Source organism: Pseudorhodoferax soli, assembly GCF_003337555.1.
Classification (GTDB): domain Bacteria; phylum Pseudomonadota; class Gammaproteobacteria; order Burkholderiales; family Burkholderiaceae_C; genus Pseudorhodoferax; species Pseudorhodoferax soli.
Map to the genome: position 1 here is coordinate 118350 of NZ_QPJK01000011.1, position 21129 is coordinate 139478.

Consider the following 21129-nt stretch of genomic DNA (forward strand, 5'->3'; position numbering starts at 1 on the left):
CGATCGACGTTGGACTGGAACAGCGCCCGTTTGGCCGCTCGCGATGCGTGGCTGCGTTTGGATTCGTTGTCGAGATCGGAGTCTGTGACCGACGAAGTGCGCACTCGATAGCTGGATCATCTTCTTGCCCGTATGCTGGCCGTTGGAAGCCTTGCAGCGAGCGCCGCGCTGAGCGGCTTGCGTTGTAGCTGCTCTTGCAGGCGCGGGAATGGGTAGGGGCGTTGACACGCATACCGTCATCCCCGTCATGGCCTTTTTGGAATTCAGCTAGGCCTGCACGGCGCCGTTGATGCCCATGGACTTCGCCTAGCGGCGATCCGTCTTCGCCGCGCAGGCTCCGAGCCGGTGACTCTTACGAAGAATGAGGGAGCATCGGACAGTCTGATGACGTGTCAGAAGTAGGTGCGCACCGCGCCAATCACGCGCAGGCGTGAGCGGTTTCAGACCGGTTCGCGCGGCAATGCATGCGGGCATGGGCCCGTACTTCGGTCGCGCCAACATCGACATCGCCACGCTGGCAATGGTCGAGACAGCGCAGGCCATGGAAAACCTGGAGGACATCGTGTCCGTGCCTGGGCTCGATGGCATCTACATCGGACCGGCCGACTTGTCGATTGGACTGGCCCTGGGCTTGCCCGGACCTGAACTGCATCCGGAGCTGGCCGCAGCCATGGAACGTGTCCGCGATGCCTGCGAGCGTCATGGCAAGGTCGCGGCCGTCCACCAGGTACCCGGGATCGCACCGAGTGCGTTAGGCGCTCAAGGACTTGGGTTCGTCACCAGCGGCTCGGACGTGGAGTTCCTGCGTACGGGCGCTGTCCGGGCCGTGCAGGTGGCTCGGCCTGAAGCGTAGAGCTGAACGAAACCTTGCAGCGACATGCAACCTTCATCGCTTGCCGAGCTGGCGCCAGGTCTCCTAGCAGGGCCACTAGTGTTCATGGCTGTCCCGTCGCTGGTTTGGATCTGAGCTTGCCCGCGTCGGACCGTTGGCCCCGTTGTCGCGCTGGCTTTAGCAGCTCATCGATCGTCCTCGGTGCCGGCGGCTTCGCAAGCTCGCCCAAGGGATTGATCGCATCGAGCGACAGAAGAATTTGGACAAGCGATCTGCTGCCAACCGCGCCCGTGCGCTCGAACCGTTTGATGCTTGACTCGGGTACGCCGCTCATTTCAGGAAGCTGTGCACGCATGTATCCATGCAAAAGCCTCACACGCTTGCTTCGATCGCCAAGCTGGCTCAGGATGGTTTTGGGCGAGAGCAAGGCGAGTGTCATCACCGCGAACTCAAAGTTCCGAAATGCGGATTGCAGCGTGGCATCGCGCTACAGCTGCAAAACCCCGTCGGGCGCGCCACACGCGCGCTCATCGCCATTTTAATGGGGCATATGTGGTCTGCAAATGCACGAATTTGCCATTAGCAGATCACAGGAGGCCCGCAACACATGGCGGGGTGACACCGTTCCGAGCTGCCAGTCGCTTTCGGGGCCTTTCAAGTCGTAAGACGGCTCTGCCCGTCGCCCCGCGGTCCACCGTTGGCCCCCGACATCAAGCGCGACGCTGCTTCGCGCGCCGCGACAGCATGTTCAGCGCCTCGACCAACGTAGAGAACGCCATCGCTGCATAGATGTAGCCTTTCGGCACCTCGACACCAAAGCCGTTGGCAATCAGCACGGCGCCAATCATGAGCAAGAAGCCAAGGGCCAGCATCACGACCGTGGGATTGCGGTTGATGAAGTTGGCCAGAGGCTCGGCCGCGACCAGCATCACGGTCACCGCTACGAGCACGGCGATCACCATGACCGCGACGTTATCGGTCATGCCAACGGCAGTCAGGATCGAGTCCACCGAGAACACCACGTCCAGCAGGATGATCTGAACGATCACAGAGGAGAACGAGATCGCCGCAGGGCTGCGCGTCTCAAAGACGCCACCCACAGGTTCGGGATCGACTGCGTGGTGAATTTCTTTGGTCGCCTTCCAAATGAGGAAGAGGCCCCCGGCGATCAGGATCAGGTCCTTCCACGAGAACTCGGTCTCAAAGCTCGGACTTCCGTTCGGTCCGGCCGGTCCGGTCCGACCCAAGTCAAAGACCGGCGCCGTCAGCCCCACGATCCACGCGATCATGGTCAGGAGAAGCAAGCGCATTCCCAACGCGAGACCAATCCCAAGCCGCCGGGCTTTGTTGCGCTGCTCAGGCGGGAGCTTGTTCGACAGGATGGAGATGAAGATGAGGTTGTCGATGCCGAGCACGACCTCCATGACGACAAGGGTCACGAGGGCGGCCCAGGCCGTCGGGTTGGCGAGCAGAGCTTGAATACTTTCCATGGTGCACCCATGTAGCGTGATGGCTCGGGATGATCGTCATCTTGAGTGACTGCAGTGCAAAAGCCCTTGCATTGCGACATCAATCACCGTGCGCATTCGCCCGCAGAGCGGTGTCGGAAGCATCGTTCGTACCGTAGCAAAGCGCGAGAAGCGTCTGCTCCGGTGCCTGGTCGGCCTCCTGGAAGACTTGAATTGGCCGCTCCGTCTGCCTGCCAGCCGTTTTCCGCGGCAAGCACCAAATTCACCACCTTACGCCTTTCATCTACGATAGATGACCTGAATCTGACGCGAAACCGCGATTTATTGATGAACCTCGACACTTTGCAAAGCATTCAACGCGCCGGCACTGCCCTGCATGAGGCTCAGACCATGCTTGCCGAAGAGGTGAAGCGTCAAGCAGCACAGGTCACCGATGTGCTGACCGCAGATCCGTTCAACATCGAATCCGATTCGCAATTCGAATCCTGGAAAGCTGTGGCACGCATGGCGCAGTCCCTTGCGGCCATGGAAGAGCAAATGAAGAAGGTCTACTACGCCGCAGCTGACTTGCTCGGCGGAAAACGCCTGGCCCAACCTCAGCTGCTGGCGCTGGCTGGCCAATCGAACCACGACGTGATCGATGAGCCGCCGGTCACTGCGGTGAAGAAGGCAAGAAGAACCAAGCAACAGTCCCTGGCAACGTCAGCGGGTGCGCAGTCGACCACCACGCGAAAACTCAAGGGCAACGCAGCCGATGCGCTTGAGTTTTTAAGAACTCGACTTGATTCCGAGAAGTTCGTTCGCGTGACGCACCATGAAATCGTGGAGGGCGCATCCATTGCTCTCGGCTCAGTTGGATTCGCGATCTCCTCGCTGAAGACCAAGGGCTTCATCGCGGAAGGCGACAAAGGCCACTACCGCTTGCTCAAGGCATGAGCGGAGCTTTCAGTGCCGTGAGCGGCCGAGGCGGCCTGGCCGCTTGTTCCTAGAATTTGGATGCGCAATCGGCGCATGCTTATCCAAGGATGAATCTGAACGTGGCAAAGGCGAGCAACAAGTCCAGCGACGCAACCGTTTCGAGTACCGTGTCAAAGAAGGTTCCTGCGGCCAAGAAGGCGAGCGCTCCCGCACCAGGGCCGCTGAAGCCAATCAAGACAGCGTTCAACAAGTCCACGCTGCAAGCCCACCTCGCCGAACTGTCGGGAGCAGAGCCAAAGAGCGTGAAGGCCATCCTGGCCGCACTCGAGGCCACCATGCTCGCCTCGGTCCACAAGAAGGGCTTGGGGGAGTTCACGTTGCCCGGCCTGTTGAAGGTCACGGCGGTGGCCATCGAGGCCAAGAAGAAGCGCCGCGGCATCGACCCGTTCACGAAAGTCGAGCGCGAGTTCGCTGCGAAGCCGGCAACCGTTCGTGTGAAAGTCCGCTCGCTCAAAAAGCTGAAAGACGCGGCACTTTGATCTTTGGAGAAGGCTCGCTTCGAAGCGCCTTCGCCACACTTCAGAGCTGAATGTCACCCTCCTGAAAGGGAGGTGTCATTCAAGAGGGCTGTTTGGTTCTTGTAATGAAAACTGGCCGGATTTCCTGGTCGGTAATTCCTTTTCTCAACGAACTCTAAGCTTAGAGTTCGTTCGATGAAGAACGACGCGTTCACACGAACCAGGCTTTCGCCGTCGCAGGCTCTTCGCCAACTTGCGGGCATCGGAACACTGGCGCAGGTGGTGAATCAAACGGGCAACAGGTCATGACCCCCGAGTTCGTGATGACGTTGGGCCAGGATGCGCTTGCACTGATGCTGCTGGTCTCGGCACCTCTGCTGGCGATCATCCTCGTCATCGGATTGGTGGTCAGCATCTTCCAGGCGCTCACCCAAATCAACGAAGCCACGTTGTCCTTCGTGCCGAAGTTGGTGGCCGCGATCGTCGTGCTGGCGATGGCTGGCCCTTGGATGCTCTCGACACTGGTGGATTACATCCGACGGACGATCGAGATGATTCCTGCCCTTGTGCAGTGATGGGGACTGCCGAGCCTGGATGTATGCGCGGTGCTCGGATATGACAAATTCGTCATCTGTGCGTTTGCAAAAGGCCGGTTTTGTTTTCGATAGTTGGGTCATGCGCGGATCCCGTGCAGCAACTCACGAAAGGAAACCCATGTCTCGTACCCGTATCGCCATGTTGGCCATCGCAAGCCTGATCACCCTCGGCACCCAAGCCCAAGCGGCCAACGAACAGCCGCTGACGCGCGAGCAGGTCCGTGCCGAGTTCGTCAAGGCCCGCAGCGAAGGGGCCCTGCCACCGTCGGGCGAGAACGGGAGCATTTCTCAGGTTAGCAGCACGCCGAGCAAGCTGAGCCGCGCAGAGGTGTTGCGCGAATTGGCAGCACGCGGTCCATTCATCGACGGTGAAGTGGGCGATCCCGACGTGCTGCGCAATGCCAAGAGCTTGCGCGCACGGGCGGAAGTCCACGCAGAAGCCGTTGCGTTGGTGCGTTCGGGCGCGCGACTCGGCGGCGAACAGTGATCGAAGCCGTTCGCAGGAGTCGATGCCTGATCGCCGCCACGAGCGCGGTGCGCGAGGCTCCTGCGAGCGTTCGATTCTCCGTTTGCATCCATCCGCTTCCGGGTGGTTCTGAGAACGCATGGCCTGTCTCCCGCGATCCCCTGGTCGCGCGCGGATCGCTCACACAGAGGAAGACACGTGGACATCTGGACCCGGATCGCCAGCACGGTCGCTGCTGAGTTCGCCGATTTGCGCAGCGTCGAGGAAGCCACGCAGATCCTTGTCCGACTCGCGCTGGCCGGGTTGTTGGGCGCGCTTCTTGGCATCGAGCGCGAGAGCAAAGGAAAGGCCGCTGGCATCCGCACGCACATGCTCGTGGCGATGGGCTCTGCGATGTTCGTGCTGGTGTCGGAGCTGATCGTGATGGCCCCTGCGGACATGAGCCGCGTTCTCCAGGGCGTCATTGCCGGCGTGGGGTTCCTGGGTGCCGGGACCATCTTGAAGGGAAGTGCGGAGGCGCAGGTCAAAGGCCTGACGACGGCAGCGGGCATCTGGATGACCGCAGGCATTGGGGTGGCAGCAGGTCTGGGCGAAGAGTCCGCCGCCATCCTTTCAACCGTCTTCACGTTGATCATTCTGACCCTGCTTCCCATCCTCACTGGGTCGATGGAGCGCGCCGCTCCGACGAGCCAGCTGCGCGAGCGGGACGAAGACGAGCGCTAGTTGGTTCCGCTTGCTGCAGAACTCGGGGCGAGCAGAGGCAGTTCGCGGAAGAGACACGTCGCGCCTACGGGGACACGATCCCTTGAAGGACCTGGAGTTCACCATCGACTGCATCGAGCAGATTGGTCGGGCCGAGACCGTTGGCAACGGCGTGGTGGAACGCGTGCCGGTGGGTGTCGTGGCCGCGATCACGCCTTGGAATTTCCCGCTGCACCAGATCGTGGCCAAGGTCGCGGGCGCGGTGGCAGCAGGCTGAGCCGTCGTGTTCAAATCCAGCGAGATGGCACCGGGCGTTGCGCTTGCATTCGCAGAGACCGGGACCGTGCCGCGCGTGGCACGTCAACTGGGCACGGGCCATGTGGTGATCAACGGTGCCGCGCAGAACCTGGCAACGCCGTTCGGTGGTTGGGGCCAGTCCGGCTTCGGCCGCGAGAACGGCCGCTTCGGCATCGAGGAGTGCTTGCAGTATCGGTCTCTGCACGGCCTGGTTGGCTGACTGCAGAACGCCATTGCGGCAGCGTCGTGCGCGGCGCTGCCGGGTTCGTCCATCGAACGCAACGAGGCTCACAACAGCCGGACCGCGAAGACCCGCATTTGCAGTCGCTTGAAGACGAGCGTTGCGACCGGGGCCGTTCCGGAGAACCTGCGCGCACGCTGCGGGCGACATCAACAATCGCACCACGGTGTGAGGCAGCGTGGGCTACTCCGAGCATGCCGAGCTGGACGCGCCTCGGCATCGGCACGCGTTACGCCACTAAGGTTTCCGGCAAGCCTGTCACGCTGCGCGCCAACCTGCAAAACGCGTTCGACCGCGCATGTCGGATCACAAGCACCTACGCGACCGTCGGTGCGCCGCGAATGCTGATGCTGTCGGCGTCGGTCGACTTCTAGACGTTCGAATCTTGGCAGGTGCTGCCCGCCATGGGGGCCTTCCCGTGCTCCCGGTTCATTCGCGCCCAGCCGCAGGCCAAGGCGCTCTGCTGAGCCGCCTCAAATACCTCGGCGGTACCGCGCGAGTAGATCCCCGCGGCTTGCTATCACGAATGGATCTCGACATCACTTCGTAGCTGCTCGGCGGTCTATGGAAACCCCGGAAAGCGACTGCCAGTGCTGGCGGCCGAGCCGAACGCGTCGGCGAAACGCGGTACGCCCGCTTCCGCATTGCCACCTTCGCCTGGCCTTCTTCCTCACTCCGCGACTGCAAGGGACACCGCCAGGCAAGGCGACGATCGCACTGGGGGTTACTCCTTCGCCGCGACGCCGAAAGCAGACGAATCCTTGGGGCTCGCGCGGAACCTCAAAACACCTCATTTCCGTTGCTTGGCCGGCCATGCGGTGTCCCTTACTCTCCCTGTCCAAGGCAGAACGCACTGCCCATGTGAAGGAGACAAGCCATGACCAGCCATCCCGCGGCCGAACCCTCGGCCCACGAGGGCTTCGTGCCCGACGCACCGATCCGCTGCCGCGACTTCCGCATCGGTGCCATCGGCGCCGGCTTCATCATGGCCGACGTGCACCTCGCGGCCTACCGCGAGGCCGGCTTTCCGGTCGTGGCGATCGCCTCGCGCACACCGGCCAAGGCCGCGCAGGTAGCGCAGCGCCACGAGATCCCCACCGTGCACGAGACGCCCGAGGCGCTGATCAGCGACCCGCAGGTGCAGATCGTCGACATCGCCTACCCGCCCGACCAGCAGCCTGCGCTGATCCGCCTGGCGCTCGCACAGCCGCATGTGAAGGGCGTGCTCGCGCAAAAGCCGCTGGCGCTCGATCTGGAGACCGCGCGTGCGCTGGCCGAGGAGGCGCAGCGCGCCGGCAAGCCGCTGTCGGTCAACCAGAACATGCGCTTCGACCAGTCCATGCGCGTGCTCAAGCAGCTGCTGGACCGTGGCGAACTCGGCGCGCCCGTACTGGCCAGCATCGAGATGCGCGCCATCCCGCACTGGCAGGAGTTCCTGAAGGACTACGGCCGGCTCACGCTGGCCAACATGGGAGTGCACCACCTGGACGTGCTGCGCTTCCTGTTCGGCGAGCCCGAGGACATCTACACGGCCGCCCGGCCCGATCCGCGCACCGGCTTCGCGCACGAAGACGGCATCTGCTGCTCCACGCTGCGCTTTCGCAGCGGCCTCCTGGCGCTGAGCCTGGAAGACGTCTGGACCGGCCCGCACGGCGATGGCTTCGACGCCGGCATCTTCATCAAGTGGCGCGTCGAAGGCACCGAAGGCGTGGCCGAGGGCACGATCGGCTGGCCCGACTACCCCGATGGCAGCCCCAGCACCCTGCGCTACAGCTCGCGCCTGACCACCGGCGGCCAGTGGCGCGAGCCGCGCTGGACCACGCGCTGGTTCCCGCAGGCCTTCGCCGGCGTCATGGAGCAGCTGCAATGGGCCCTGTCCAGCGGCAAGCCGCCGCTGCTGGACGTGGCCGACAACGTCAAGACCATGGCCCTGGTCGAGGCCGGCTACCGCTCGCTGCAGCAAAAGCGCGCCGTGCCGCTCAGCGAGTTCGGCATCTGATCCCCACACCCACAACAGCAACTGTCTTGAAAGTCAAGCCAAATGAAGCGCCGAATTGAATGGCTGGCCGCTCTTTGCCATGGCATTGAGGATGGTCAGCAGCTTGCGCGCACAAGCGGTGATGGCCAGCTTCTTGGGCTTGCCAGCGGGCAGCAATCGCTCGTAGAACGCTTTGATGACCGGGTTGAAGCGCGTGGCCACCAGGGCGGCCATGAACAGCACCTTGCGCACGGTAGGTCGCCCGCCGAAGATTGTTCGCTTGCCGCGCATGGCACCCGAGTCACGGTTGATCGGGGCCAGTCCGACCAGGGCGCTGACCTCGCGCCCGCTCAACTTTCCCAGCTCAGGCACCTCCGCCAGCAAGGTGCTGATCGTGGCCTGCCCGACGCCCTTGACCTCACCGAGCAGCTTGGCAAGCTGCGCGTGATGCGCCCCAATGAGCGCCTGGATGTCCTTGTCCAGGCGGGCGATCTCGCGCTCCAGCGCCTTCAAGATCGTGCGCATGCTGCGCAGCATGCGCTGGTCCGGCCCGCTGGCGCGCTGCTGCTCGGCGATGTGCATGGCCTGCAGCTGGCGCCTGCGCGTGAGCAGCGCCTGCAGGCGACGCTGGGTCTCGTCGGGAAGCGGCTTGATGAGCTTGTGCAGGTCCTCGCGTTGCACCAACGTCTGACCCATGTGCGCCAGCACACGGGCATCGAGCCGGTCGGTCTTGGCCAGCTGGCCCATGGCGCGAGCGAAGTCGCGCGACTGTCGCGGGTTGACGATCACCACCGGGTGGCCGGCCAACTGCAGCGCGCAGGCCACATCCATCTCCAGTCCTCCGGTGGCCTCCAGCACGATCAGGGCGATCGTGTGCCCCTGCTCGCGCAGGGTGGCCAGGTGCGCCAGCAACGCGGCGTGGCCAGCCGCGTCGTTGGTCGGCGCAAGCGCTGCGGCGCCATCGCTGAAGGCCACCTCCAGCGAGGCTTTGGCCACATCCACGCCGATGGTCAGCGCGGTCTCGTTCGGTCGGTTCGGCAGGCTCGTCATCGCCCCTCCTTTTACATGCGAAGTGAAGTGTTCCTACAACTGTTCGGGCTGATCCCAAGCGGCAAGGGGCGTGCACCAAATGCTGGTGTGCGGGCTTGCCGGCGAACCGGCCAGCCCCTGGAGACAACGGGTTGCACGCCCCTGCCTAACCGACCACGCGGGGGCCAGGCTGTGGACATGTGGACGATGCGCTGGCGCGCACCGGTGGCCGCCGTGGACAACTCCTTCGAGTTGCCCACCGCGGCCACCTTCGACCACATGCCCACAGCCTTCTACCACCACGTTCATTCCCCTTCAAACCACTGAAGCCGAAGATAAAAGGAGACACACATGATCCAGGTCGGCATCTTCAGCGGCTACTTCCCCTACGCGCTGGAGGAATCCGCCAGGCGCATCAAGGCGCATGGCTTCAACACCGTGCAGCTGGACCTCGCGTTCAAGGACATGGACTTCAGCACGCCTGCGGCCATCACCGCGGCCAAGTGCCGCCAGGTGCGCGACACCTTCCGTCGGCACGACCTGCCGGTCAGCTGCATCTCGGCCTACACCAACATCGTGCACCCGGACGCCGACGAGCGCCGCCGCCGCAACGACTACCTCAAGGCCGTGCTGCGCCATGCGCGCGACTGCGGCTCGCCCTACGTGATCACCGAGACCGGCACCTTCAACCGCGACAGCGACTGGTCCGCGCACCCGGACAACAAGACCGAGCGCGTCTACGCCGACTGCGTGCAGGTGGTGCGCGAGCTGGCGCGCGAGGCGCATGAACACGGCGCCATGCTGCTGGTCGAGACCTATGTGAACAACGTGATCGGCTCGGTCGAGGAGACGCTGCGCCTGTTCGCCGACGTCGACCATCCCGGCCTGGGCCTGCTGATGGACCCGACCAACTACTTCGAGGCGCACAACATCGACCAGATGGACAGCGTGCTGAACCAGATGTTCGACGCGCTCGGCGACCGCATCCGCATCGCGCACGCCAAGGACGTCAAGCGCGCCAGCGGCAGCGACAAGAGCGAGAAGTTCGCCGACATCGACGCGTCCGAGGCGCACCAGTTCCGCGGCGTGGGCGAGATCGAGCTGCCGGCCCCGGGCCTGGGCGCGCTGAACTACCGGCTCTACCTGCAGCGGCTGGCGCGCCTGCATCCCAACATCCCCATCATCATCGAGCACCTGGACGAGTCCGACGTGGCGCGCGCCAAGCGCTTCCTCGATGGGCAATTGCTGGAGGTGGGTGCGTGACGCAGCTGCACGGACGCCAGATGGACCGGCGCGCACTGCGCGCGCATGCCGGCCAGCTGGCCCAGTTCGCCGGCGTGCGCCTGGTCACGCTGGGCGACGGCGTGGAGCGCGGCATCCGCTGCCTGCAGTTCCGCACCGGCGCCGGCCTGTCCTTCGACGTGCTGGTGGACCGGGCCATGGACATCGGCGCCTGCGAGTACCGCGGCGCGGCCATCGGCTGGCAGTCGCCCACGGGCTTTCGCCACCCGGGCCTGCACGAGAACGCGGACGAAGGCGGCCTGTCGTGGCTGCGCTCGTTCTCGGGCCTGCTCGTCACCTGCGGGCTGGACCACACGCTGTTCATGGACAGCGATCCGGCCGGCCATTACCACTACACACCGCGCAAGACGGTGGACAGCAGCCTGCACGGCCGCATCGCCAACACCCCGGCGCGGCTGACCGGCTACGGCGAGCGCTGGGAAGGCGACGAATGCATCCTGTGGTGCGAAGGCGTGGTCCAGCAGTCCACTGTGTTCGGCGAAGACCTGCACCTGGTGCGCCGCATCGAGGCCCGTGTGGGCGCGCGCGAGTTCACGCTGCACGACCGCGTGCTGAACCATGGCTTCTACCGCACGCCGCACATGTTCTGCTACCACATCAACGTCGGCCACCCGGTGCTGGACGAGGGCAGCCGCTACATCGCGCCGGTGCGCCACACGCCCTGGGCCGCGCATGCCGAACAGCTGCGGCGCCAGGGCGTGGGCTACCGCACCCAGGCCGGCCCGAAGAACGACTTCCATGAGCAGGTCTACGAGCACGCCATGGCCAGCGATGCGCAAGGGCGCATCCCGGTCGGCCTGGTCAACCCGGGCTTCGACGGCGGCCGCGGCATCGGCCTCATGGTGGAGGTGCGCCAGGACGAGTTCCCGTGCCAGTTCCAGTGGCAGAACTACCAGGCCGGCCAGTACGCGATGGGCATCGAGCCCAGCACCCACCATGTGCTGGGCAAGCCCTTCGCGCGCGAGCGCGGCGAACTGATCTGGCTGGAGCATGGCGAGGAGCGCCAGTACCACACGCGCTTCGCCGTGCTGGACGGGCGCACGGAGCTGGACGCCTTCGCGCAGCGCGTGCGCGGCATCTGCGCCCAGCCCGAGGCCGAGTACCCGGACATTACCGGCCGCTGGGACTGAGCGTGCTGCATGGCATCCTGGGCGCCATGCCGCCCGCATCCACCCTCCCGCCGTCCCGCTCGCGCCTGGAAGACGTGGCGCGCGCCGCCGGTGTCTCCAAGGCCACGGTCGACCGTGTGCTGCACGCGCGCAAGGGCGTGCGCTCGGCCACTGTGCAGCGCGTCGTCAAGGCCGCCGCGCAGCTGCACTACCTGCCCGACGACAACCTGCACCGCATCATCCGGCCGCGGCCCATGGAACTCGTGTTCCTGGTGCCGGCCGGCACCAACCAGTTCATCCAGATGCTGGGCGACTACGTGGGCCTGGTCGAGAAGCAGCTCGAACCCTTCAACGTGCGCTGCCGCCGCGTCGCCATCGAGGGCTTCGACCCCAAGGGCCTGGCCGCCGCGTTGCTGCGCCATGGCCGGCGCTGCGACGGCATCGCCTTCGTGCCACTCGAGCATGCGCGCGTGCGCGCCGCCGTGGACCAGCTGGCCGATGCCGGCGTGCACGTGCTGACGCTGCTGTCCGACCTGGCCGACGCGCGCCGCGCCGCCTATGTGGGCGTGGACAACCGCGCCGCGGGCCGCACCGCCGGCTACCTGCTGGGCCGCATGCTCGGTAAGACGCGCGGCAAGGTCGGCCTCATCGCGGGCAGCCTGGCCTACCGCGGCCACGAGGAGCGCGAGGCCGGCTTCCTGCAGGTGCTGGCCGAGCGCTTCCCGCAGCTGGAAGTGGTTGGCCTGCGCGAAGGCCACGACGACGTGGAGCAGAACTACCGCCAGGCCAGCCAGCTGCTGCAGCAGCACCGCGAGCTCGTGGGCCTGTACAACATCGGCGGCGCGGCCGAGGGCATCGGCCGTGCGCTCAAGGAGCTGGGCCTGGCGCAGCAGCTGGTCTTCATCGGCCACGAGATCACGCCCGGCACGCGCGCGCTGCTGGCCGACGGCACGCTGGACGCCGTGGTCACGCAGAACCCGCAGACCGAAATCATGAACTGCGTGCGCGTGTTCGCGAACCTGCGCGCCGGGCGCGACGCGCTGGCCGGCGTTGAGCCGGTGCGCGCCGGCATCGCCGTCTGCGAGAACCTTCCCTGAGACACCCCATGGACATGACAGACAAGAGAGTGCTCGTGACCGGCGCGGCCGGCGGGCTGGGCCAGGCCATCTGCTGGGCCTTCGCACGCGCCGGTGCCCAGGTGCTGGCACTGGACCACGACGCGGCCAAGGGCCTGGCGCTGGTCGCACAGGGGGAGGGCGAGTCGCCCGCCGTGCGTGCGCGGCTGCGCTTCGTGCAGGCCGACCTGGCCGACCTGCCGGCGCTGTCGGCCCGGCTGGCCGCGCTGTTCGACGAGATCGGCGGCATCGAGGTGCTCGTCAACAACGCCGCGATCTACCCGTCGCGCCCGGTCGAGGAATTCAGCATCGACGACCACCGCCGCGTGCAGGCGGTCAACGTCGACGCGCCCCTGGCCTGCGTGCAGGCCGCGCTGCCGCACATGAAGCGCCAGGGCTTCGGCCGCATCCTCAACGTGACCAGCATCACGCTGTACGGCGGCTGGCCGCTGCTGCTGCCTTATGTCACCTCCAAGGGCGCGCTGCAGGGCATGACACGCGCGCTGGCGCGCGAACTCGGGCCGCACGGCATCACCGTCAACGCGGTCTCGCCGGGCGCCTTCCCGACCGACGCCGAGAAGATCCACCCCGACCCCGAAGGCTATGCCCGCTTCGTGCTGCAGCACCAGTCCGTGCAGCGCCGCGGTAGCCCCGAGGACATCGCCAACGCCATGCTGTTCCTGGCCTCCGACGCCAGTGGCTTCATCACCGGCCAGACGCTCAATGTCGACGGCGGCTGGGTGATGCAGTAGCACCAACCACCCCAGCCTAGGGAAATCCCGTGTGCAGCAGCGGCTCCGGCTTTCGTACAGTTCGGCATGTTAGCGCTAATAGTTAGCGCTAAACAGACGTGACACCACCTCAACGGTCGGGGCCGGAGCCTCTGGAGACAACACGCATGAAACCAAACCTTTCCACTGGCCGCCGCGCGGCCCTCGTTCTCGGTGTGCTGTGCACCGCCCTGTCGGCCCAGGCACAGCAGGCCAGCCCTGCCGGCAAGCAGGTCGTGACCTTCGCCGCGGCCAGCTTCGCCGAGCCCGGCCGCGGCGACAAGATGCGCGCCTGGATCGGCAGGTTCAACCAGAGCCAGGACCAGGTCGAGATCCAGCCGGTCACGGTCCCGTTCTCGTCCTTCGCCAGCACCATCTTCACGCAGATGGGCGGCAACGCCGGACCCGACCTGGTGCGCTTCGACCTGCCCGAGTTCTATGCCGCGGTCGACGCCAAGCGCCTGGCCCCCATCGGCGACGTGATCGCCGATGGCGCCTTTCCGCTGACCGGCCCCGACCAGTACATGAAGGTGGGCGGCCAGCGCTACGGCGTGGTGTTCGAGGTCAGCAACTACTCCATGGTCTACAACAAGGCCTTGCTGAAGGGCGCCCCGCCGGCCAACTTCGACGAATTCCTGGCCGCCGCCAAGGGTGCCACCGGCGCCGGCAACTTCGGCTACGCCTACCGCGCCACCATGGCCGAGCGCGGCGGCTTCTGGTATGACCTGTGCAACTACGTCTATGGCTTCGGCGGCCGCTGGTCCGACGCGCAGGGCAACCCCACGATCAACAGCCCCAAGGTCATCGAGGGTGTGGCCGCCTACAAGAAGGTCTACGACGCCAGCGTGATCCCCAAGGGCGCCGACGCCGCCACCTACCGGCGCATGTTCGCCGAGGGCAAGATCGCCATGCAGATCGACAACGGCGGCGTGGCCGCCAACCTGGCCACGCAGGCCAAGGGCTTCGAGGTCGGCGCCGCAGCCTCGCCGTTCCCTACGCGGGCCCAGGGCATGATCCTCGCGCCCATCAGCATCAACGCCAACAGCAAGAATAAGGCGGCCGCGGGCACGTTCCTCAAGTGGATGCTGACGCCCGAGGCGCAGCGCGAGCTGCAGCTGATCCACGGTGCCTCCAGCGTGGCCATCGCCGTGCCACGCACGGACGAAGAGGTCGCCAAGTGGCCCTGGATCACGGTCTACGACCAGCAGACCGCCAACGCCGTGCCGGCCCTGCCGCAGGGCCTGGAGGTCAAGGCGCCGGAGATCCAGACCATCGTGATCGAGCAGGTGATCCGCGTGCTGCAGGGCGGCGTGGACCCGGCCAAGGCCATGAACGACGCGCAGCAGACCGTGCTGACGCGCGTGCTCAAGCGCTGAGGTGGCCGTGTCGACCGACGCCATGCTGTCACCGCCCGCGGCCACGCCGCGCGCGCAACCGGTGCGCCGACCCGCGCGGCTGGACGGGCACCCGCTGACCGCCTACGCACTGGTGCTGCCGGCCACGCTGTACCTGCTGGTGTTCCAGGGCTACCCGCTGCTGCGCGAGCTGGTGCTGAGCTTCACCCAGACCTCGCTGCTGACGGCTTCGCAGAGCGAATGGGTGGGCCTGCGCAACTACGCCGACCTCTGGTCCGACCCGGACTTCCACCGCGTGATCCTGACCACGCTGCTGTACACCGTGGTCTGCGTGCTGTCGGCCATCGGCTTCGGCCTGGCGGCAGCACTGCTGCTCGACGCACCGTTCCGCGGCCGCGGCATCGCGCGCGCCCTGGTCACCATCCCCTGGGCCGCGCCGCCGGTCGCGGTGGCGCTGATCTTCATCTGGATCTACAACGCCCAGTACGGCGTGTTCGGCCACACGCTGCGGGCCTTCGGCATCGCCGCCGGCGGCGAGAACTGGCTCGACAACATGCAGCTGGCCATGCCGGCCGTGCTGCTGACCACAGTCTGGCAGATCTTCCCGTTCGCCTCGGTGGTGCTGCTGGCCGCGCTGCAGGGCGTCTCGTCCGAGCTGCGCGAGGCCGCCGTCATGGACGGCGCCGACCGGCTCAGCGTGTTCAAGGCCGTGGTCTGGCCCACCATCCGGCCCTCGGTCGCGCTGCTGGCGCTGTTCTCCACGATCTGGTCGCTGCGCCGCTTCGACCTGATCTGGCTGCTCACGCAGGGCGGCCCCGTGGGCTCCACCAACACGCTGGTGATCGACCTGTACCGCCGCGCCTTCGTCAACCACCAGCTCGGCCAGGCCGCGGCCGTGGGCATGGTGGGCGTGGCCATCGCACTCGTCGTCACGCTGGTGTACTTCCGCCACCAGGCGCGTGCCGAGAAGGCGGGGGCGTGCTGATGCCGATCTCCATGACGCGCCATTCGCTGCGCATGCTGGCAGTGCTGGTGCTGCTGGGCGTCGCCGCATTCCCGATCTACTGGATGCTGGTGACCTCGCTGACGCCCACGCAGGCCCTGTTCGCCGACCGGCCGCAGCTGCTGCCCTCGCTGGCGCAGCTGCCGGTGTACGCCAGCGTGTTCTCGCTCAAGCCCGTGGGCACCTGGCTGTTCAACAGCTTCTGCGTGGCGGTGGGCACCACGGTGCTGAGCATCGCGCTGGCGGTGTTCCCGGCCTACGCGCTGTCGCGCTTTCGTTTCGGCGGCAAGGGCGCCATCGGCTTCGGCCTGTTCGCCACCCAGATGCTGCCCGAGGCCATGCTGATCGTGCCGCTGTACGCGATCTTTGCGCAGATGTCGCTGCTGAACACGCTGTCGGGCCTGATCCTGGCCAACACCGCGTTCACGGTGCCCGTCATCACCTGGATCTTGAAGGGCGCCATTGACGGCGTGCCGATCGAGGTCGAGGAGGCGGCCCGCGTGGACGGCTGCTCGCGCATCGGCATCGTGCTCTCGGTGGTCGTGCCGCTGATCGCGCCCACGTTGGCCGCTGCCGCCGTGATCTCTTTCTTCCACGGCTGGAACGAGTACGTGTTCGCCCAGACGCTGGTCACCGAGGACCGGCTGCACACCGCATCGGTCGGCCTGGCCAGTTTCATCGGCGAGCTCAGCACGCCGCTGGACGCCGTGATGGCCGTGGGCGTGATGTACACGCTGCCGGCCGTTTTCTTCTACCTGATCGTGCAGCGCCACGTCGTCTCCGGCATGACCGCCGGCAGCGTCAAGGGCTGAGCGTCTTCAACCCACAGACCGACCATGGCTTCCATCCAGCTGCAGGACATCACCAAGAACTTCGCCGACAAGCATGTCGTCAAGGGCGTCTCCATCGACGTGCCCGATGGCGAATTCCTCGTGCTGCTCGGCCCTTCCGGTTGCGGCAAGTCGACGCTGCTGCGCATGCTCGCGGGTCTGGAGAGCATCAGCGGCGGCGAGATCCGCATCGCCGACCGCCGCGTCGACGAGTTGCCGCCGACCGAGCGCGACATCGCCTTCGTGTTCCAGTCCTATGCGCTGTACCCGCACATGACGGTGCGGCGCAACATCGCCTTCCCGCTGATCATGCGCCAGCACCGCTGGTGGTTCCACATCCCGCTGTTGGGCGGCATGGCCAAGCGCCGCATCGAGCGCTCGCCCGAGGTGGCGCAGCTGGTGGAACGCACGGCGCGCACGCTGGCGCTGACGGACTGGCTCGACAAGTACCCGCGCACGCTGTCTGGCGGCCAGCGCCAGCGCGTGGCGCTGGGGCGCGCCATGGTGCGCCAGCCCCAGGTGTTTTTGATGGACGAGCCGCTCTCCAACCTGGACGCCAAGCTGCGCACCAGCATGCGCGCGGAGATCGCCAAGCTGCACCAGCGCGTGGGCGGCACCTTCGTCTACGTCACGCACGACCAGGTCGAGGCCATGACCATGGGCACGCGCATCGCGCTGCTCAAGGACGGCGTGGTCCAGCAGTTCGGCACGCCGCGCGCGATCTATGAGGCGCCCGCGAACACCTATGTGGCGCGCTTCATCGGCACGCCGCCCATGAACCTGCTGCAAGCCGCCATGGGCGCGGACGCCGCCACGGTGCAGATCGCCGGCCACCGCCTCGCGCTGCCGGCCGCATTGCAGGGCCTGGCCGGGCCGCAGGCGCCGGTGGTTCTGGGCATCCGTCCGAACGCGCTGTCGCTGCAGCGCAGCGGCACCGGCCTGGCCGGGCGCGTGGCGCTGGTCGAGCACGTCGGCGCCGAGTCGCTCGTGGCCGTGGCGCTGGACCAGGCCCGCACGCTGCACGACGAGGAGGGCGCGGCCAGCGCCGACCTCATGGTCACCGTGCCGGGCTACACCGACCTGGCCGTCGGCGACACCGTCAGCGTGGGCGTGGACGCCGCGCAGGCCGTGCTGTTCGACGCCACCACCGGCCGCAACCTCGCCACCGCGCAGCCCGCGCACTGAACCTAGATTCGGCAGCTGACCGCTCGCAGCCTTCAGGAACACCGCATGAACACTGGATTCGGAGTCTTCGCTCACGCTCACCTGCCGGGTGAGCACGCTATGCACCCGCCGGCACCGCGCTCGCCGCGCCATGCCGCGTTGCTCCTCCTTGCGCACAGGAGTGCGCCGCGTCGTCGCGCCTTGCCTGGCACGCCGATCACGGCGCCCTCGGGCGCATCCAACTGCCGAATCTAGGTTGAACCCTTTCCCTCCAACACCACCACACCATGCAGACTTCCTCCACGATCCTCGGCGGCTACCGGGTCCTCGACTGTTCCATCGCCATGGCCGGCCCGTTTGCGGCGCAGCGGCTCGGCGACCTGGGCGCCGACGTCATCAAGGTCGAGCCCGTCACCGGAGAATGGCAGCGCCATGTGTCAGCCGGCGGCGCGCGCGGCCAGCGCATCAACGTGTCCTTCCTCTCGCTGAACCGCAACAAGCGCAGCCTGGCCGTGGACCTCAAGAGCGACGCAGGCCGCGACGCGCTGTACGAACTCGTGCGCACGGCCGACGTGTTCCTGCAGAACTACCGGCCCGGCGTGGCCGAGCGCCTGGGCGTGGACTACGCCACGCTGTCGGCGATCAACCCGAAACTGGTCTACATCTCCATGTCGGGCTACGGCGAGGACGGCCCCTACAAGTCCTGGCCCGGCCAGGACCTGCTGCTGCAGGCCATGAGCGGCGCCATGCTGTCCACCGGCCGCGAGGGCGAGCCGCCCACGCCAGCCGGCCAGTACCTGGTCGACGCGGTGACGGCCTCCACCGCGTTCGAGGCGGTGCTGGCCGCGCTGCTGCACCGCGAGCGCACGGGCGAGGGCCAGCTCGTGCAGGTCAACATGCTGGACGCCATCGTCGCGCTGCAGATGCAGGAGCTGTCGGTCTACAGCGTGGCCGGCAAGCCGCAGCAGCGCAGCGCCGAGCCGCATGCCCATGTCTACATCCGCGCGCCCTATGGCGTGTTCGCCACGCAGGACGGCTTCCTCGCGCTGGCCTTCCCCAAGATGGCCGCGCTGGCCCAGGCACTGGACGCGCCGGTGCTGGCCGGCTTCGACGACGAGCGCGACACCTTCGCGCGCCGCGACGAGATCTTCGCGCTCACACGCGAGCGGCTGTGCACGCGCAGCACCGCGGCCTGGCTGGAGATCTTCCGCGCGGCCGACATCTGGGCCGGCCCGGTCTACGGCTACGCCGATGTCATGAACGACCCGCAGATCCGCCACAACGGCACCTTCGTCGAGTACGAGCACCCGACCGAGGGCCGTGTCAAGACGCCGGGCTTCCCGATCCGCTTCAGCCGCACGCCGTCGAAGGTCGAGCGCGGCGCGCCCGTGACCGGCCAGCACACGCGCGAGATCCTGTCCGAGCTGGGCTGGGCGCCCGAGCGCATCGACACCTTGCTGGCCGCCAAGGTGATCGGGGAAGAGACGCTGTGAGCCCGCGCTACCGTGGCCTGACCTGGGACCATCCGCGCGGCTATGTGGCGCTCGAGCGCGCGGCCGAGCGTGCGCGCGCCGAGGGCCTGGACCTGCACTGGGAGCGCCAGCCGCTGGAGGGCTTCGAGTCGCACCCGATCGAGGACCTGGCCGAGCGCTACGACCTGATCGTGCTGGACCATCCGCACATCGGCGACGCCGTGGCCGGCCAGTGCCTGCAGCCGCTGGAGTCCTTGTTCGGCGCCGAGGCGCTGGCGCGCTGGCGCGCGCAGAGCATCGGCCGCAGCTTCGACAGCTACCACTACGCCGGCGTGCACTGGGCCCTGCCGCTGGACGCCGCCACCCAGGTGGCCGTGGCCCGCGCCGACCGGCTGGCCGCGGCGCTGCCGCGTGACTGGCGCGAGGTGCTGGCGCTGGCGCGGCGCCAGCCGGTCTGCCTCTCGCTGGCCGGCCCGCATGCGGCGCTCACGCTGTTCAGCATGGCGGCCGCCCATGGCGATGCCCCCGCTGCGCAGGATCCCGGCCAGCTGTTCGCCGGCCCCGGTGCCGAGGCCGCCTACGCGCTGCTGGCGGAACTGCATGCCCTGGCCTACGCCGGCTGGGCCGGGCTGAACCCGATCGGCATCCTCGCGGCCATGGCCGGCAATGGCGATGGCGGTGGCGCGGCCGTCTACTGCCCGCTGGTCTACGGCTACGTCAACTACTCGGTGGCCGCGCCGGGCCGCGCGCCACTGCACTTCGCCGATGTGCCGGCCGGCCCGCAAGGCCTGGGCTCCACGCTGGGCGGCACCGGCCTGGCCGTGAGCCGTCGCGCGCGCGTCGACGCTGCGCTGCGCCAGCACCTGGAACAGCTGTTGAGCCCGGCGCTGCAGGAGGGCTTCATCCCGTTCGCCGACGGCCAGCCCAGCGCGCGCAGCGCCTGGGCCGACCCGCGCGTCAACACGGCCTGGAACGGCTTCTTCGCGCAGACCCAGGCCACGCTGGAGGCCGCCATCGTGCGGCCGCGCCATCCGGGCTACATCCCGTTCCAGACCGAGGCCTCGGCCCTGGTGCGCAGCGCACTGGCCGAACGCTGGGGCGCCGCCACCGCGCTCGCGCGGCTGCAGGACCTGTACACGCGCCACCGGCCCGCCGGCAGCGAAGTCTGATTCCGACACCTTCACATCCAAGCACATGCAACACATCCTGTTCGAGGTCCGCGAGCACGTCGCCACCCTCACGCTGAACCGCCCCGAGAAGCTCAACGCCGTCACACCGGCCATGGCCGATGCGCTGGTCGCCCATGTCGAGGACTGCAACACCCGCGCCGACGTGCGCGCCGTGGTGCTGACCGGCGCCGGCGAGAAGGCCTTCTGCGCCGGCAGCGACATCGCCGAGCTGGACGGCTACGCCTCGCCCTGGGAATTCCGCAACCGGCCCGACTACTGCGACGCGATTCGCGCGCTGCGCAAGCCCGTGGTCTGCGCCATCAACGGCTACGCGCTGGGCGGCGGGCTGGAGACGGCCATGTCCTGCGACATCCGCATCGCCGCCGAGCACGCGCGCCTGGGCGCGCCCGAGGTCAAGCTGGGCTGGATCGGCGGCGGCGGCATGTCGTACATGCTGGCGCACAGCATCGGCGCCTCCAACGCGGCGCTGATGCTGATGCAGGGCGACCCCATCACGGCCCAGCAGGCCCTGCAATGGGGCCTGGTCAGCGAACTCGTGCCGGCCGGCGAACTGCTGGCGCGGGCCCAGGCCATCGCCGCAGCCATCGCCAGCCGCCCGCCCATCGCCGTGGAGACGGCCAAGGCCAACCTGCGCGCGGCCTACGCCATGCCGCTGGAGACCGCGATCCAGTACGAGCGCGACCTGCAGACCGTGTGCTTCGGCACGGCCGACGCGGCCGAGGGCCGCCAGGCCTTCAAGGAGCGGCGTGCCGCCTCCTTCCAGGGGCGTTGAG

23 protein-coding genes and 1 pseudogene are annotated in these 21129 nt (G+C 67.2%); 22 read left to right on the top strand and 2 right to left on the bottom strand.

Annotation, left to right across the window (positions count from 1 at the left end; genetic code table 11):
• The first annotated feature begins 472 nt into the window (after positions 1-472).
• Together DES41_RS31165 and DES41_RS38565 are read left to right on the top strand one after the other, a co-directional pair.
• Positions 473-853 (top strand): aldolase/citrate lyase family protein, encoded by a 381-nt coding sequence (locus DES41_RS31165; RefSeq protein WP_245965947.1) that lies wholly within the window; start codon positions 473-475, stop codon positions 851-853.
• A gap of 340 nt (positions 854-1193) precedes the next feature.
• Positions 1194-1415 (top strand): hypothetical protein, encoded by a 222-nt coding sequence (locus DES41_RS38565; protein ID WP_170168340.1) that lies wholly within the window; start codon positions 1194-1196, stop codon positions 1413-1415.
• 127 nt (positions 1416-1542) lie between these two features.
• On the opposite strand, the gene DES41_RS31170 is transcribed toward DES41_RS38565, so the two are convergent.
• Complete coding sequence (locus DES41_RS31170; RefSeq protein ID WP_114471521.1) at positions 1543-2322, bottom strand: TerC family protein; 780 nt, start codon at positions 2320-2322, stop codon at positions 1543-1545.
• 192 nt (positions 2323-2514) lie between these two features.
• Here DES41_RS31170 and DES41_RS31175 point away from each other — a divergent pair, with 192 nt between their 5' ends.
• From DES41_RS31175 to DES41_RS31215, 9 genes and pseudogenes are all read left to right on the top strand, one after another.
• Positions 2515-3237: a hypothetical protein gene (locus tag DES41_RS31175; RefSeq protein WP_147282998.1), complete on the top strand. Its 723-nt coding sequence runs from the start codon at positions 2515-2517 to the stop codon at positions 3235-3237.
• 89 nt (positions 3238-3326) lie between these two features.
• Entirely contained in the window at positions 3327-3758 is a 432-nt protein-coding gene (locus DES41_RS31180; protein WP_114471523.1) for an HU family DNA-binding protein, read from the top strand.
• Between the two features lie 284 nt (positions 3759-4042).
• Positions 4043-4312 (top strand): flagellar biosynthesis protein FliQ, encoded by a 270-nt coding sequence (gene fliQ / locus DES41_RS31185; protein ID WP_114471524.1) that lies wholly within the window; start codon positions 4043-4045, stop codon positions 4310-4312.
• 139 nt (positions 4313-4451) lie between these two features.
• Positions 4452-4820 (top strand): DUF4148 domain-containing protein, encoded by a 369-nt coding sequence (locus DES41_RS31190; protein ID WP_170168341.1) that lies wholly within the window; start codon positions 4452-4454, stop codon positions 4818-4820.
• Positions 4821-4997: 177 nt separating this feature from the next.
• Positions 4998-5522, top strand: coding sequence for an MgtC/SapB family protein (locus DES41_RS31195; RefSeq protein WP_114471526.1), 525 nt, complete (start codon positions 4998-5000; stop codon positions 5520-5522).
• 133 nt (positions 5523-5655) lie between these two features.
• Positions 5656-5775, top strand: a pseudogene (locus DES41_RS31200) (aldehyde dehydrogenase family protein); the annotation flags it as partial.
• A gap of 9 nt (positions 5776-5784) precedes the next feature.
• Positions 5785-6018: an aldehyde dehydrogenase family protein gene (locus DES41_RS31205; RefSeq protein WP_114471527.1), complete on the top strand. Its 234-nt coding sequence runs from the start codon at positions 5785-5787 to the stop codon at positions 6016-6018.
• A 215-nt stretch (positions 6019-6233) separates the two neighbouring features.
• Positions 6234-6413: a TonB-dependent receptor gene (locus tag DES41_RS31210; protein WP_114471528.1), complete on the top strand. Its 180-nt coding sequence runs from the start codon at positions 6234-6236 to the stop codon at positions 6411-6413.
• 503 nt (positions 6414-6916) lie between these two features.
• A complete protein-coding gene (locus tag DES41_RS31215) occupies positions 6917-8038 on the top strand; it encodes a Gfo/Idh/MocA family protein (protein WP_114471529.1) in 1122 nt (373 codons plus the stop codon).
• Between the two features lie 33 nt (positions 8039-8071).
• Here the strand turns inward: DES41_RS31215 and DES41_RS31220 are convergent, their stop codons facing one another.
• Positions 8072-9067 carry a transposase gene (locus tag DES41_RS31220; RefSeq protein ID WP_114471530.1) on the bottom strand — a complete coding sequence of 332 codons (996 nt, stop codon included), beginning with the start codon at positions 9065-9067 and terminating at the stop codon, positions 8072-8074.
• A 330-nt stretch (positions 9068-9397) separates the two neighbouring features.
• Between DES41_RS31220 and DES41_RS31225 the strand changes: the two genes are divergently transcribed.
• The 11 genes from DES41_RS31225 to DES41_RS31275 all read left to right on the top strand — a co-directional run bounded on the left by DES41_RS31225 (position 9398) and on the right by DES41_RS31275 (position 21128).
• Positions 9398-10309 (top strand): sugar phosphate isomerase/epimerase family protein, encoded by a 912-nt coding sequence (locus DES41_RS31225; protein ID WP_114471531.1) that lies wholly within the window; start codon positions 9398-9400, stop codon positions 10307-10309.
• Positions 10306-11478 carry an aldose 1-epimerase family protein gene (locus DES41_RS31230; protein ID WP_114471532.1) on the top strand — a complete coding sequence of 391 codons (1173 nt, stop codon included), beginning with the start codon at positions 10306-10308 and terminating at the stop codon, positions 11476-11478. Before DES41_RS31225 ends, DES41_RS31230 begins: the two co-directional genes overlap by 4 nt.
• A gap of 26 nt (positions 11479-11504) precedes the next feature.
• Positions 11505-12554, top strand: a complete 1050-nt coding sequence (locus tag DES41_RS31235) for a LacI family DNA-binding transcriptional regulator (protein ID WP_114471649.1) — start codon at positions 11505-11507, stop codon at positions 12552-12554.
• Between the two features lie 8 nt (positions 12555-12562).
• Complete coding sequence (locus DES41_RS31240) at positions 12563-13324, top strand: SDR family NAD(P)-dependent oxidoreductase (RefSeq protein ID WP_211333120.1); 762 nt, start codon at positions 12563-12565, stop codon at positions 13322-13324.
• A gap of 146 nt (positions 13325-13470) precedes the next feature.
• Positions 13471-14718, top strand: a complete 1248-nt coding sequence (locus tag DES41_RS31245) for an ABC transporter substrate-binding protein (protein ID WP_114471533.1) — start codon at positions 13471-13473, stop codon at positions 14716-14718.
• Positions 14719-14725: 7 nt separating this feature from the next.
• Positions 14726-15682, top strand: a complete 957-nt coding sequence (locus DES41_RS31250; protein WP_245965948.1) for a carbohydrate ABC transporter permease — start codon at positions 14726-14728, stop codon at positions 15680-15682.
• A complete protein-coding gene (locus DES41_RS31255; protein WP_245965962.1) occupies positions 15682-16512 on the top strand; it encodes a carbohydrate ABC transporter permease in 831 nt (276 codons plus the stop codon). Before DES41_RS31250 ends, DES41_RS31255 begins: the two co-directional genes overlap by 1 nt.
• A gap of 24 nt (positions 16513-16536) precedes the next feature.
• On the top strand, positions 16537-17715 hold the full coding sequence (locus DES41_RS31260; protein WP_114471534.1) for an ABC transporter ATP-binding protein: 1179 nt from the start codon (positions 16537-16539) through the stop codon (positions 17713-17715).
• Positions 17716-17981: 266 nt separating this feature from the next.
• The gene (locus DES41_RS31265) at positions 17982-19187 is read left to right on the top strand and encodes a CaiB/BaiF CoA transferase family protein (RefSeq protein WP_114471535.1); all 1206 of its coding nucleotides are present in this window, start codon (positions 17982-17984) and stop codon (positions 19185-19187) included.
• Positions 19184-20335, top strand: a complete 1152-nt coding sequence (locus DES41_RS31270; protein ID WP_114471536.1) for an extracellular solute-binding protein — start codon at positions 19184-19186, stop codon at positions 20333-20335. The genes DES41_RS31265 and DES41_RS31270 overlap by 4 nt, the downstream gene beginning before the upstream one ends.
• Before the next feature lie 25 nt (positions 20336-20360).
• Positions 20361-21128 carry an enoyl-CoA hydratase/isomerase family protein gene (locus DES41_RS31275; protein WP_114471537.1) on the top strand — a complete coding sequence of 256 codons (768 nt, stop codon included), beginning with the start codon at positions 20361-20363 and terminating at the stop codon, positions 21126-21128.
• Position 21129 lies beyond the last annotated feature (1 nt).